Annotated in this window: 12 protein-coding genes and 1 tRNA gene; 7 read left to right on the top strand and 6 right to left on the bottom strand. The window is 62.5% G+C overall.

The annotated features are described in order from the left end of the window. From CCR96_RS23400 to ettA, 4 genes are all read right to left on the bottom strand, one after another. On the bottom strand, positions 1-307 hold a 307-nt coding region (locus tag CCR96_RS23400), incomplete at its 3' end, for a transposase (protein WP_201224378.1). Between the two features lie 291 nt (positions 308-598). Next, positions 599-1492 (bottom strand): ATP-binding protein, encoded by an 894-nt coding sequence (locus tag CCR96_RS23395; protein ID WP_201224376.1) that lies wholly within the window; start codon positions 1490-1492, stop codon positions 599-601. A 69-nt stretch (positions 1493-1561) separates the two neighbouring features. Next, positions 1562-2236 (bottom strand): YggN family protein, encoded by a 675-nt coding sequence (locus CCR96_RS23390; RefSeq protein WP_201224374.1) that lies wholly within the window; start codon positions 2234-2236, stop codon positions 1562-1564. 205 nt (positions 2237-2441) lie between these two features. Then, positions 2442-4109, bottom strand: coding sequence for an energy-dependent translational throttle protein EttA (gene ettA, locus CCR96_RS23385; protein WP_201224372.1), 1668 nt, complete (start codon positions 4107-4109; stop codon positions 2442-2444). A 264-nt stretch (positions 4110-4373) separates the two neighbouring features. On the opposite strand from ettA, the gene mobB reads away from it, so the two are divergent. Genes mobB through CCR96_RS23370 form a run of 3 tightly spaced genes read left to right on the top strand, consistent with a single transcriptional unit; the run spans position 4374 to position 6131 of the window. Next, on the top strand, positions 4374-5660 hold the full coding sequence (mobB, locus tag CCR96_RS25435; protein ID WP_201224370.1) for a molybdopterin-guanine dinucleotide biosynthesis protein B: 1287 nt from the start codon (positions 4374-4376) through the stop codon (positions 5658-5660). Positions 5661-5693: 33 nt separating this feature from the next. After that, entirely contained in the window at positions 5694-5885 is a 192-nt protein-coding gene (locus CCR96_RS23375; protein WP_201224368.1) for a hypothetical protein, read from the top strand. A 9-nt stretch (positions 5886-5894) separates the two neighbouring features. Next, a complete protein-coding gene (locus CCR96_RS23370) occupies positions 5895-6131 on the top strand; it encodes a hypothetical protein (RefSeq protein WP_201224365.1) in 237 nt (78 codons plus the stop codon). On the opposite strand, the gene CCR96_RS23365 is transcribed toward CCR96_RS23370, so the two are convergent. Then, positions 6120-6195: transfer RNA gene (locus CCR96_RS23365), tRNA-Ala, on the bottom strand. The genes CCR96_RS23370 and CCR96_RS23365 overlap by 12 nt on opposite strands. Positions 6196-6340: 145 nt before the next feature. Between CCR96_RS23365 and arsS the strand changes: the two genes are divergently transcribed. From arsS to CCR96_RS23350, 3 genes are all read left to right on the top strand, one after another. Next, entirely contained in the window at positions 6341-7360 is a 1020-nt protein-coding gene (gene arsS / locus CCR96_RS23360) for an arsenosugar biosynthesis radical SAM (seleno)protein ArsS (protein WP_201224363.1), read from the top strand. A gap of 60 nt (positions 7361-7420) precedes the next feature. Continuing rightward, positions 7421-10759, top strand: coding sequence for a hybrid sensor histidine kinase/response regulator (locus CCR96_RS23355; protein ID WP_201224361.1), 3339 nt, complete (start codon positions 7421-7423; stop codon positions 10757-10759). An 85-nt stretch (positions 10760-10844) separates the two neighbouring features. Then, positions 10845-11474, top strand: a complete 630-nt coding sequence (locus CCR96_RS23350) for a TIGR04282 family arsenosugar biosynthesis glycosyltransferase (protein ID WP_201224351.1) — start codon at positions 10845-10847, stop codon at positions 11472-11474. 140 nt (positions 11475-11614) lie between these two features. Here the strand turns inward: CCR96_RS23350 and CCR96_RS23345 are convergent, their stop codons facing one another. Continuing rightward, positions 11615-12436 carry a cytochrome C assembly family protein gene (locus CCR96_RS23345; RefSeq protein WP_201224334.1) on the bottom strand — a complete coding sequence of 274 codons (822 nt, stop codon included), beginning with the start codon at positions 12434-12436 and terminating at the stop codon, positions 11615-11617. 238 nt (positions 12437-12674) lie between these two features. Between CCR96_RS23345 and ffh the strand changes: the two genes are divergently transcribed. Next, positions 12675-14090, top strand: coding sequence for a signal recognition particle protein (gene ffh, locus CCR96_RS23340; protein WP_201224325.1), 1416 nt, complete (start codon positions 12675-12677; stop codon positions 14088-14090). The last annotated feature ends 31 nt before the right edge of the window (positions 14091-14121 follow it).

The following is a 14121-nucleotide window of genomic DNA, read 5'->3' as shown; positions in this document are numbered from 1 at the left end:
TTTCATTCAGACCGAGCTCTTCGGCGATCTGCAGGTTCGACTGGTTCATGTCCATCAAGTACAGAGAGGAAAACCACACCGACAGCGGCTGGTGGCGTCCCATGAAAATCGTCCCTGTCAGATCATCGAAGCGTTTCTCGCAGTTTCGACAGGTGTAGCGGCGACAGGCCCTGTGTCGGTGGTTGCGGCCACGCTTGACGACCTTGTTGGAACCACAACGTGGACAATCAACGACGTACGGCCAACGCATCCGTCGGACTTCGTCGTCGCATTTCTCTTCGTCGATCAAGTCGTTGAGGCGGCACATCGGAACAGCACGTGTTGAGACAGACGCCTGACCTTAGCATGTCCTCAAAACCCACAAAGAGCCAAAATAGTTACCGTTACCGCACCGGACTCCCGAGGAGATGTTCGACTCCGCGGCAGAGCCGCTTGTTTTTACGCGGGTCATCGATGCTTATCCCGAAGAGCCACGTCACGCAGGTCAGCGGCAAGGACTGAGCAGTTGCTCCTGCGCGCGGCATTCATCGAGACCCTCCACAGTCCATCCGTCCAAAATGGTTGCTCGCTTCTCGATAGTCCATTTCCGCCGCGACGCTCAGCTCGCGGGCCGCGTGATGTAGGCATTCCGCCCGGCCCAGTCGCGGGCGAATTGCCAAGCGGTGCGACCGCTGCGCGAGCCGCGCCTCAATGCCCACTGCAGTGCCTGCCGTTCAGTCTCGGCAGGGTCTGCGCTGGTTGCGCCGAGCTGCGCAAGCCAGTGCTGAACAACGCTGAGGTATTCGGCTTGGCTGAACGGGTAGAACGAGAGCCAGATGCCGAATCGATCTGAGAGCGAGATCTTCTCCTCGACCCCTTCGCCTTGATGGATCTCGCCGTCGATCATGCGCGCGTCCTGATTATCGCGCTGATACTCGGGCAGTAGGTGGCGGCGGTTGGAGGTGGCGTAGATCAGCAGATTGTCCGGTGGGGCGCTGAGTGAGCCGTCGAGCGCGGCCTTCAGTGCCTTGTAGCCGGACTCCGAGGCCTCGAATGAGAGATCGTCGCAGTAGAGGATGAAGCGCTCGCTGCGGCCGTCGATCTGCTCGATGATCTCGGGTAGGTCGGTGAGGTCGTCCTTGTCGACCTCGATCAGCCGCAGGCCTTGGTCTTGATAGGTCGTCAGCAGTGCCTTGATCAGCGACGACTTGCCGGTGCCGCGCGAGCCTGAGAGCAGCACATTGTTGGCGCCGGCGCCGGCGAGGAACTGCCGCGTGTTGCGGTCGATCTCAGCGCGCTGCGCATCGATGCCGAGCAGGTCCTCAAGCCGTAGCGGATGCGGCCGGCGGATCGGCTCCAGCCAGCCGCCGCCGCGTTGTCCCTGGGCGCCATCCTTGCGCCAGCGCCAGGCGACCGCGCTCCAGTCGGTCGCGGTCGGCGCCGGCAGCCAGGGCTCGACGCGGTCGAGCAGGGCGTCGATGCGGGACAGGAGTTGGTCGAGGTTGGCGCTCATGAGTCACCAAAGGGATTCAGGCTGTCACCAGCCGTGATCTGACTGCGCTATGGTCGTTCGCCGCGCTGATTAGAGCACCGAAAAGCTGCGCAGCACATTGGCGAGCTTTTCATCCTCACGAGCCAGCTCGCGCAACGCCTTCAGCAGGCGAGTCAGCAATGAGCCTTCTTCATGGCGCAGCTGCAGGTCGCGTTCCAGATCCTGCTCGAGCCTGGCGAGGCGGGATTCAAGCGGACGCAGCGCCGTGCGACGATCCCAAACGATGTAGCCGAACAGCGAGACGATCAGCAGGACCAACGCGGAGAACATGGTTAGCATCATCGCGAAGAGATTATCAAGGCGCTTTTCTACCGCGGCAAAGCGCTGATCCATGACGTTTTCCATGGCGGCAAAGCGCTGATCCATGGCGTTTTCCATGGCGGCAAAGCGCTGATCCATGGCGTTTTCCATGGCGGCAAAGCGCTGATCCATGGCGTTTTCCATGGCGCCAAAGCGCTGATCTATATCGTTTTTCATAGCGCCAAAGCGTTGGTCCATGTCTTTCTCCATGGCGGCAAAGCGCTGATCCATGCGTTGTTCCAATCCAGTCAATCGCCGCTCCAAGCTCGCTTGGCCGGCCTCCAGTCGAGTGAGCGACTCGATGATCTCGCGGTCCGAGATGCGCGGCGCGGTCTCGACCGCCAAGGCATCCAGGCTGGCGGCGAACAGCGCTGACGCACAACAAAAAGGTAACAGATGCCGCATCAGATCACCTCTGGGGGCGAGATTTTCCGTTCCATAAGACTAGCAGGCTTCAAAAAGACGCACAGGATTCTCACGCGATCCTCACGCGATCCTCAGTCGTCCTCACCGAGGATCGCGTGGTTTTCGAGCGGCTCGGGCATGCGGGAAGGGCGCCAGCGTCCTTGCGTGCGGCGTTTCCGCTACAGGCCGCGCCACAAGCCGCGCCTCATGCGCTCAACGGCCGATAACGAATGCGATGCGGCTGATCGGCATCGGTGCCCAAGCGCCGGTGACGATCCTCCTCATAGTCCGCATAGTTGCCCTCGAACCAGGTCACCTTGGAGTCGCCCTCAAAGGCAAGGATATGAGTCGCGATGCGATCCAGGAACCAGCGATCATGGCTGATCACCACCACACAGCCGGGGAAGTTGAGCACCGCCTCTTCCAGCGCGCGCAGGGTCTCGACATCCAGATCATTGGTCGGCTCATCGAGCAGCAGCAGATTGCCGCCGCTTTTTAACAGCTTGGCCAGATGCACCCGGTTGCGCTCACCGCCGGAGAGGTCACCAATGCGCTTCTGCTGATCCGAGCCCTTGAAGTTAAAGCGGCTGACATAGGCGCGCGAGGGCATCTCATACTTGCCGACCACCAGGATGTCCTGGCCATCCGAGATCTCCTCCCAGACCGTCTTCTTGCCATCAAGGGCATCGCGGCTCTGATCGACATAGGCGATCTCGACCGTCTCGCCGACGCGCATCTCGCCGCCGTCGGGCTGCTCCTGGCCGGTGATGATGCGGAACATCGTGGTCTTGCCGGCGCCGTTCGGGCCGATCACGCCGACGATGCCGCCCTTGGGCAGGTTGAACGAGAGATCGTCGTAGAGCAACCGATCGCCATAGGCCTTGCGCAGACCGTTGGCCTCGATCACCAGATCGCCGAGGCGCGGACCCGGTGGGATATAGATCTCGTTGGTCTCGTTGCGGCTCTGGAACTCCTGCGATTGCAGCTCCTCGAAGCGTGCCAAACGCGCCTTGCTCTTCGATTGGCGACCCTTGGGATTGGTGCGCACCCATTCCAGTTCGTGCTTCATCGCCTTGATGCGCGCCTGCTCGGACTTCTCTTCCTGCTCCAGACGTTTCTCCTTCTGCTCCAGCCAGCTCGAATAATTGCCCTGCCAGGGGATGCCATGGCCGCGGTCGAGCTCGAGAATCCAGCCGGCGACGTTATCGAGGAAGTAGCGATCATGGGTCACCGCCACCACGGTGCCGCTGTAGTCCTTGAGGAAGCGTTCCAGCCAAGCAACCGATTCGGCATCGAGATGGTTGGTCGGCTCGTCGAGCAGCAGCATATCCGGCTTCGACAGCAGCAGCCGGCAGAGCGCGACACGGCGGCGCTCGCCGCCAGAGAGCTTGCTCACCTCCGCGTCCCAGGGTGGCAGCCGCAGCGCGTCAGCGGCCTGATCCAGGGTGCGATCCAGGTTATGGCCATCGGTGGCCTCGATTAGATCTTCCAGCTCCGCCTGCTCCTTGGCCAGGGCATCGAAGTCCGCATCTTCTTCGGCATAGGCGGCATAGACCGCATCCAGCCGCTCCAGCGCCTGCTTGATCGGCGCCACCGCCTCCTCGACATTACCGCGCACGTCCTTCGACTCATCGAGCTGCGGCTCTTGCGACAGATAGCCGATCTTGATGCCTGGCTGCGGCCGCGCCTCGCCCTCGATCTCGGTGTCGATACCGGCCATGATGCGCAACAGCGTCGACTTACCGGCGCCATTGAGGCCGAGCACGCCGATCTTGGCGCCGGGGAAGAACGACAGCGAGATGTCGCGGAGGATCACGCGTTTCGGCGGCACGACCTTGCCGACGCGGTTCATGGTGTAGATGTATTGCGCCATCTCGTTTGATTCTTGGTTGGGTCTGAGCAAAGCCCGAGATTCTGCCCACTCTCCGCTAGAATGTCCAAGGCGACCGCTGCGGGCGGCATCAACAACAGCTGCGAGAGGCACTGAGGTGCGCAAACCACGCGGGCGGCTGCTGACTGCGTGCGAGCGCGTCGACAACAGCGACGAGAGGCTGCGGATGCGCGCAAACCGCACAAACCGCGCAGACGGCTGCTGACTGAGTACGAGCACGCCAACCACAGCTGCGAGAGGGCAGTGATGATTGAGGCCAGACAGATTCCAGCGATCGGCTTTGTCGCACCCAGCGGCAGCGGCAAGACCACCTTATTGCGCAAACTGGTCCCGCTGCTGCGCCAGCGCGGGCTGCGCATCGGCTATCTCAAGCACGCCCATCATGGCTTTGCGCTCGATCGGCCGGGTAAGGATAGCTACGAGGTGGCCGCCGCCGGTGCGCGCCAGGTGATGCTGGTCTCCGGCGAGCACTGGGCGCTGCTCAGTCGCACCAACGAACGCGCCGAGGATCATCCCGCCGGACTCGATAGCCTGCGTGCCCGTTTCGATGCCGAGAGTCTCGATCTGCTCCTGATCGAGGGCTTTCGCGCCGCAGCCGTGCCCAAGATCGAGGTGTTTCGCGCCGCCACCGGCAAGACGCCGCTTTATCCGGATGATCAGGGCATCGTCGCCGTGGTCAGCGATGATCCGCTGCCGGTCGCGCCGCATCCGAGGCAACTGCCGCTGTCGGAGTTGGGTGCCTTGGTCGAGTTCATCGCCGAGTTGACGCGCGCTGGTGCCGGGATCAGCGCTGATCCGCGTGCTGAGCTACTCGCGGCCATGCAACGCTGGCAGGGTGGCTGGGCCAATGCCGCCGCCTTTGGCAACGCCTCGGTGCGCGCGGGCGGGCGGTTTTGGATCACCCCGAGCGGTTGGATCAACCCAGACCCTTGGGTTAGGCCGAGCGGTTGGTTCAGCCCAAACGGCAGGTTCAGCCCAAACGGCCAGCCCGGCGATCTGAGCCAGACGGACGCGTTGATTGCCTGCGGGCTCGAAGCGCCGCTGCCGCAAGCGGTCGGCGCGGACGCTGAGTTGTCTGCGGATGCAGCCTTGTATCGCGAACTCTATCGCCAGCGGCCCGAGATCAATGCCATCCTGCGCACCCAGGGACCACAGGCGATCGCGCTCAGTTTGCGGCTAGGCCCGAGCCCGGCGCCAAACCAGAGCCCGGACTCCGGCTTCGTGTCCAATGACACATCGACCGCCAACGCGAACCGAATCTCAAATCAGGGCTTCTTCGAGCCGCTCGATGAGCAAGGCCGGCGCCTGTTTGGCCGGGTGCCAGTGTTGGCGCCACCTCAGCTCGCTGCGGCGCTTAATCAATATCCGCTCTGCCTAGTCGCGGGGCAGGGCGTCTATGCCGCGGCGGCAGACATCAACCAGGCCTATCGGCTCAGCCTGGCGCTGGAACTCTCCGCGCAGATTGCGCTGCTCGCGCAAGATCGAACATCGCTGGCGCCAGCGAACAACCCAGTGCGCAATCAGGTGCCGTGAGCACGGCCTTGGCAGCTCAAGGAGCCGATCCGCGTGGTCGACATCGGCACCAATCCCATCGATGGCACCCCCTATGCCAGCCTGCTCAAGCAGGGCGTGATCAGACTCACCGTCCGTCTCGATGACGTCGCCGAGATCACCCGCATCGACTGGCTCAAGGTCGACATCCTATTCGCCTTATATCAGAGCAAGGTGCAGTCAGTTAACGCTCAAAAGTGGTTGTAGAGAAGAGGAATGACGCGCGTCGTCAAGGTCCGAAGCGAGGTGGCCGACGCGGCGGAGATCAAGGGCGATGTGCTGATCCGCTTGGTGCAACTGGCGCTGCGCTGGATCTTCAGCGACCAGCCACTCGAGCATTTGGAGCGGTTGATCGCCTTGATCGACCAGATCGCCGACTGTGACACCGCGCTGCAGAGTCCGGAATCGCTGCTGCGATATGATGTCCATGTGATGTTTGAATGGTGGAGCTGAGGGGGATCGAACCCCTGACCTCCGCATTGCGAACGCGGCGCTCTCCCAGCTGAGCTACAGCCCCAATCTGAGGATGGTTGATGGTGTCGCCTTGGTTGCTGGTGATTGAGACGGCGACGACTCGGGCGGCGACATGCTTGAATGTTACCACTGCCGGCGTATCTTGTGAGCAGTCTGCTGTCAATTTTTGCCGTCGCTCGGAGCTGTTTGTGCTGGATTCAAAACCGCTGCTCTTCCCCTCTGATTTTCCGCCGATCCGGCGCCGTCGACTGACGACGCTACAAGTGAATCTCGGTTATCGGTGTAACCAGTCGTGCCTGCACTGCCATGTGGATGCAGGCCCTAAGCGCAGCGAGGAGATGAGCCTTGAGACGCTCGATGAACTGCTGGGCTTTCTGCGGCGTGGCGACCTGACCCTGTTGGATATCACCGGCGGTGCGCCGGAGTTGAATCAGGTGTTTCGGCCACTGGTGATCGCGGCGCGCGGGCTGGGTATGCGGGTGATGGATCGCTGTAATCTGACGATCCTAGAGGAGCCGGGGCAGGAGGATCTCGCCGACTTCTTGGCCGAGCATGAGGTCGAGGTGATCGCCTCCTTGCCCTGCTATCTGCAGGAAAATGTCGATGCGCAACGCGGATCTGGCACCTTTGAGGCCAGCCTGCGCGGTCTGCGCGCGCTGAATGCGCGCGGCTATGGTCGTTCTGACGGCCGCTTGTTGCTCAGCTTGGTCTACAATCCGACTGGTGCCAGCTTGCCGCCTTCACAGTGCGCGCTTGAGGCCGAGTACAAGCGCGAACTCAAGACCCGCTATGGGATCGAGTTCAACCGTCTGCTGACCTTGGCGAACATGCCGATCCGCCGCTTTGGCAGCTGGTTGCAATCGACGCGGCAGTTTGACGACTATCTGGGGCTGTTGAAGTCGGCGCATCAGGCGGCGAACCTGGAGGCGGTGATGTGCCGTGACCTGATCAGCGTCGACTGGCAGGGCTACATCTATGACTGCGACTTCAATCAGATGCTTGATCTGCCGCTGCGCCAAGGCGATGGCGACCTTCACCGTCTGAGTCCGGTTAGCCCGAACCCGGGTAGTCCGAACCAGCGCAAGCGACTACATCTCCGTGATCTGACCTCAGCGGAGCTGCTCAGAGAGCGTTCCATCCAGGTCGGTGAGCATTGTTACGGTTGTACCGCTGGGCAGGGCAGTAGTTGCGGCGGAGCGCTTGCCTAGGGCTTGCGCTGCGGCGCCGAATCCGAATTCGAATCGGACGTGACGCTCGGAGGAACCTGATTGTTGGACTTTGTCACGGCGTCGTCCCTTGGGCTCATTACCTTTGCCGCGATCGCCCTGTTTTATCATCATCATCTGTGGCAGTGGCTGCCCGATCAGACGACTCGCCAGCTGACGCTTGGCGGGCTGCTCGGTCTGGGGGCCGTTCAGGTGATGCTGCAGCCGGTCGAGATCGCCCCTGGGTTGTTGCTGGACGCACGGGTGTTGCTGATGGGATTTGCGGGCCTGTTGGCGGGCTGGCGCGGCGCTGCAGCCGCCCTGCTTGTGGCCATACCCGCGCGCCTGCTGATGGGTGGCCAAGGCGCCTTGATTGGCAGCCTGACCTTGACCCTTGCACCGTTGCTCGGCTTGATCTGGCGGTTCATCGAAGCGCGCTGGCGCCTGAAGCCACCATGGCGTCATCTGACCTTTGGGGTCGTCCTCTCGCTGGCCTTGGCGACCATCCTCTTGTTCCCCGAGCCGCAGCGAGGGCTGGTGTTGCGAGAGGCCTTGCCAATCCTTGTCGCGGTGAATCTGCTCGGCGCGCTCTTGGCGGGATGGATGGAGTGGCGCATCCAGAACACGGCCGCCCGCCGAGAACGTTTACGGAAAAGAGACGAGCAACGCTTCAAGGATCTGGCGCTGATCCTGGCAGACTGGATTTGGGAGACCGATGCCGACGGGCGCTATACCTATGTCTCCGACAAGGCGAAGGATTGTCTCGGCCTCGCGCCCGAGGCCTTACTCGGCAAGACGCCCTTCGAACTGATGCCGGCGGCGGAGGCAGCGCGGGCGAGCACGCGCTTTCAGGCGATCGCCGCTGAGAAGCAGTCATTCACCGACCAGGAAAACCTGGTCTGCCATCGCGATGGCTCCCTGCGTCACCTGCTGACCAGCGGTATGCCGATCCTTGGTGCAGACGGCGAACTCAAAGGCTATCGCGGATCAGGCAAGGACATCACCGAGCGCAAGCAGGCCGAGCTGGCGCTGCAGGCGGCCAAGGCCGAGGCCGAGTCGGCGAACCAGGCCAAGTCAGCGTTCTTGGCCAACATGAGCCACGAGATCCGCACGCCGATGAACGCCATCATCGGCATGACCCATCTGGCATTGCAGACCGCGCTCGATGAGCGCCAACGCAACTACATCGAGAAGGTCGGCCGCTCCGCTGATGCCCTGCTCGGTATCCTCAACGACATTTTGGACTTCTCTAAGATCGAGGCCGGCAAGCTCGCCATCGAGCGCATCGACTTCAGCCTCGAGGACGTTCTTGGCAACCTCTCGGCGGTCATCGGTCTCAAGGCCGAGGAGAAGGGTCTGGAGCTGATCTTCGACCTGCCCGCTGATCTCCCCGTCGCCCTGGTCGGCGATCCGCTGCGCCTGGGGCAGATCCTGACCAATCTCAGCAACAACGCGGTGAAGTTCACCGAGCGCGGCGAGATCGTCATCGGTGCTGAGGTGCTTTCACAGGACACCGAGACCTGTCGGCTACAGTTCTCCGTGCGCGATACTGGCGTTGGTCTCAGCGCCGAGCAACAGGGCAAGCTGTTTCAGTCGTTCAGTCAGGCCGATGCCTCTACCACGCGCCGCTTCGGCGGCACCGGGTTAGGGCTGGCGATCTCCAAACGCCTGACCGAGCTGATGGGCGGCGAGATCTGGGTCGAGAGCAGGCCCGGCGTCGGCAGCCGCTTCCAGTTCACTGCTCAGCTCGGCCTGCAGCAGGGCGAGCACGCGCGTCTGCCAATCGGTCTCAGCGAGCTGGGCGCGCTACGGTTGCTGGTGGTGGACGACAACGCGAGTGCCCGCGAGACGCTCTCGGCCATCCTCAGCAGCCTCGGGCTGCGCGTGGATGCCGCGGCCAGCGGCGAGGAGGCGCTGAGCCAATTGCGTAGGAGCGCGCCGGATGACCCTTACCGGCTGGTGCTGTTGGACTGGTGCATGCCTGGGCTCGACGGCGTAGCAACGGCGCGGGCCATCGAGCAGTGCCCCGATATCAGCCCGTTGCCGACCCTCCTCATGGTCACCGCCTACGGACGCGAGGAGGCCATGGTCGCCGCCAAAGGGCTCGACATCCGCGGCTTTTTGAACAAGCCCGCGACCCCTTCGGACCTGCTCGATGCCATCCTCCGCGCCCTCGGCCGCAGTGCAGCCGCGCAGTTACGGCCGCGCCACGATCGCGCTGCCGCCGCAGAGGATCTGCTCCGGCTGCGCGGGGCTAAGGTGCTGCTGGTAGAGGACAACGAGATCAACCAAGAGCTGGCGCTGGAACTCCTGACCAGCAACGGCCTCAGCGTCAAGGTCGCCAACCAGGGCGAGGAGGCCCTGGCGTTGCTCGAGCAGACGTCTTTCGACGGCGTTCTCATGGATTGCCAGATGCCGATCATGGATGGCTACGAAGCCACCCGTCGGTTGCGCCAAGACCCGCGCTTCAAAGATCTACCGATCCTGGCCATGACCGCCAACGCGATGGCCGGCGATCGCGAGAAGGTCCTCGCCGCTGGCATGAACGACCATATCGCCAAGCCGATCAATGTCGCCGAGTTCTTCTCGACTATGGCGCGATGGATCAAGCCGACGGCGCCGATCCGGACGGTGGCGAGTCAACCAGAGGCGAGCCAGCTGCTGGCATCAGAGGCGCAGCGGTCTGAGTGCGGGCCACCGCTAGAGAGCGGGCCAACGCCAACGCTAGATTCAAAGCGAAAATCAGAGCTGTCTGCGCTTTCAGCCTTGGAGGGCATCGATACCGCTGCCGGTCTCCAGCGCGCTCAAGGCAATCGTGGGCTCTACCTGAAGCTGCTGCGCAAGACTGCCCAGCGCCACGCTGACAGCCTCGATCAGTTCGACACTGCTGTGGCAGAGCGTGATTGGTCGTCGGCCCAGCGCATCATCCACAGTCTCAAGGGCGTGGCGGGTAATATCGGCGCTGATACACTGCAACGGGCTAGTGCTCGGCTCGAGGCGGAGGCCGCGGCACAACGGATCGACCCGCAGGCCAGAGCGGCGGTCGAACAGGCGCTCAACCAGGTGCTCAACGCCATCGCGACCCTACCCGAGCAGACTGCCGAATCAGGGATAGGATCGCCACAGGATGCACAGCCGTTGCAGACTGCGACCCCGGCTGCGACCCAGGCACAGCTCGGCCGAGTTCTTGCGGAACTGGCCGAGCTGATCGCCGGCTCCCATTACAATGCGGCGACTCGCCTCGAGGCCGCGCAGCCGTTGTTCATCGCTGCTGGTTTCCAGGACGAATTGCAGCAGCTGCAGCAGGCGCTAGAGGACTACGATTTCGAAACCGCGCAGACCCTGATGGAGCAACTGGGCGACCTGCTATCCCACAACCGGGACAGGCCCAATGACGGCTGATGGCGATATCAGGCAGATTGACCGAAACGACTGCGTTTTGCTCGCCGCAGCCGCGGCTTTGGTCGATTGACGCAAAGCCGAGCTGATGCGTTTCCCAAATGCCCGCATTTTGGTCTTTGCCAAGGCGCCTGTGCCTGGCCAGTGCAAGACGCGCCTGATCCCGGCGCTCGGTGCTGAGGGGGCGGCGCGACTCGCCGAAGCCCTCTTGTGCAACACTCTCGAGCGGGTCACCAATGCGCGCCTGGCACCCGTGGAGCTTTGGTGCGCGCCTGAGACGACGCCCCCACTGTTTATGCAGTTGGCCGAGCGCCTGCGGTTGCATTTGCACGCCCAGCGCGGCGCTGATCTAGGCGCCCGACTGCAAGCCGCCGCTGCGAGCGCTCTTGGGCGGGCGGAGCAGGTGCTGCTGATCGGCACCGACTGCCCAGACCTAGACGCCGACTATCTGCTGCAAGCACTGCAGGCGCTGATCAGGCAGAGGGCGGTGTTGGGGCCGGCAGAGGATGGCGGCTATGTGCTACTTGGCCTGCGCCGAGAGGCCTTGTCAGCGCTGCCCCTGCTGTTTACGAAGATGCCTTGGGGCACGGCCCAAGTTGCGCAGATTACCCGGGAGCGGATGCGCGATGCTGGACTGGTATGGACAGAATTAGCGAGCTTAGCTGACATCGACCAGCCGGAAGACTTGGTGTTCCTTGACCGCCTATTACGCCAATGAAAATCTCATACTCCATTTCCAGGGACCTGAGAGGCCAGCAGTTGTTTTGCCGCGCCCTGTGGTACAAGCCATTTCGGAAATGGCCTCAAGAGTTTGAGGCTTAGTAAAACCGCCGGAGCGGTTTCATCAAGGGGTGAGGTTCAGGCGGGTTGATGAAGGATCAGTTCGAGCACCAGCTTGGAGCCAAAGTAGGCGAGGATCAGGATGCCGAAACCGGTGAGGGTCCAGGAGATTGCCTTGCGACCGCGCCAGCCCCACAGACGCCGACCGAGCAGCAGCCCGCCGAACACCAGCCAGGCGACCACCGAGAGCACGGTTTTGTGCACTAGATGCTGTGCGAACATGTTCTCGAGGAACGCAAAGCCGCTCAGCAGCGCCAGGGTGAGTAGGAAGAAACCGATGCCGATCATCTCGAACATCATCTCTTCCATGGTCATCAGCGGCGGCAGCGCACGGACAAAGCCACCGGGCTTGCGCCCACGCAGATAGGCGTCCTGAATCCAGAGCAGCACGGCTTGTACGCTCGCCAGCGTGAGCAGACTGTAGGCCAGCATTGAGAGCAGGACGTGTAGCTTCAATACCCAGCTGGTGGACTCGCCGAGGAACGGCGTGCTCGGGTAGAGCATATCCAGCAGCACCGTGATGCCCGCGAGCGGCAGGACCACCAAGCCGAGATTCTCGATCGGCTTGGTCAGGCTTGACAGCAGCAGCGAGGCGACGACAGTCCAGGCCGCCAGAGACAGGGCATTGAAGAACGCTAGATTCAGCGTGTCATGGCTGAAGATGACGGTATACAGCAGCCAGGTGTGGAGGGTCAGCCCAGCGTAGGCGAGGCCGAGCGTGACGCCGCGCAGCTTGGCGGTGCTCGCATCCGGTTGGTGCGTGAACAGGCGCCAGCCGATGAGCGCGGCCGAGCCGAAGTAGGCGATCAGGGTTGCGATCGAGATGACGACGTTGTTCATAGTCTGCGATCATCGCACAAGCGAGACGGCCTGCAAACGACAGTCAGCCTGGCAACCGCTGCTTTCCGGAGACTCAATCGCGCTGCCTTGACGTAGGTTAACAAACCGCGGCCAGCAAGCGTTCTGATATTCGCGGAGCTGGCGCGCGTCAATCGATTGGGTCGAAATCAACCGGCCGTCGGTAAACAGGTCAATCCCCAAACAGGTCAATCCCTAAACAGGATCATACAGAGGCATCATGTTCGACAATCTTCAGGATCGCTTCGGCGAGGTGCTGAAGGGCCTGCGTGGTCAGGCTCGGCTCACCGAGGACAACATCAAGGAGACCCTGCGCGAGGTGCGCATGGCGCTGCTCGAGGCCGACGTCGCCTTGCCCGTGGTGCGCGGCTTCATCGAGCGCGTGCGTGAGAAGGCGCTTGGCGCCGAAGTGACCAAGAGCCTGACACCGGGGCAGGTGCTGATCAAGATCGTCAATGACGAGCTGGTCAGCCTCATGGGCGAGGCCAATGAGGGTCTCGACCTGCGCCAGCAACCACCGGCGGTGATCCTGCTCGCCGGTCTGCAAGGCTCGGGTAAGACCACCAGCGCCGGCAAGCTCGCGCGCTATCTCAAGCAGCGCCAGAAGAAGAGCGTGATGGTGGTGAGCTGCGATATCTATCGCCCCGCCGCCATCGATCAGCTGCGCACCGTCGCCGCTGAGGTCGATGCCGTCTTCTTCCCGAGCACCCTGCAGCAGCAGCCGGTCGAGATCGCCAAGGCCGCGCTGGATGCGGCACGCCGCCAAGGCCAGGACGTGCTCATTGTCGACAGCGCCGGACGGCTCGCGATCGATGAGCGCATGATGCAGGAGATCAAGGACTTGCATGCTGCGGTGACGCCGATCGAGACGCTGTTCGTGGTCGATAGCATGACCGGCCAGGATGCGGCCAAGACAGCGCGAGCCTTCCATGACGCGCTGCCGCTCACCGGCGTGGTGCTGACCAAGACCGATGGCGATGCTCGTGGTGGCGCCGCACTCTCGATCCGCGAGATCACCGGCAAGCCGATCAAGTTCTTGGGCGTCGGTGAGAAGAGCGATGCACTCGAACCCTTCCATCCTGACCGCATCGCGTCGCGCATCCTTGGTATGGGAGACGTGGTCTCGCTGGTCGAGGAGATGCAGCAAAAGTTCGATCATGAGAAGGCCGAAAAGCTGGCGAAAAAGATCAAGAAAGGCAAAGGCTTCGACCTCGTCGACTTTCGTGAGCAGCTCAAGCAGATGAGCGCCATGGGTGGCATGGCTGGGCTCATGGACAAGCTGCCGGGTGCGGGTCAGCTGCCTGAGCATATGAAGCGTCAGGTCAACGACAAGGAAGTGGTGAAGATGATCGCGATCGTCGACTCGATGACGCCGATGGAGCGGCAGCATCCACAGGTCATCAAAGGGTCGCGGCGGCGACGGATCGCCATTGGCTCGGGCACTCAGGTGCAGGATGTGAACAAGCTGCTGAAGCAATTCACCCAGATGCAGAAGGTGGTGAAGAAGATGAAGGGTGGCAACATGGCCAAGATGATGCGCCAGATGCAGGGTCAACTGCCGCCGGGGATGGGTGGCATGGGTGGGGGGGTGCCGCCGGGTGGTGGTTTTCCGCCTGGTGGCGGTTTTCCAATGTAGACCTGCTGTGGTGATACCTCACTGCCTAGCT

The organism is Halochromatium roseum, assembly GCF_016653315.1.
In the GTDB taxonomy this organism is placed as follows: domain Bacteria; phylum Pseudomonadota; class Gammaproteobacteria; order Chromatiales; family Chromatiaceae; genus Lamprobacter; species Lamprobacter roseus.
This window is presented reverse-complemented; position numbering and strand designations above follow the sequence as displayed.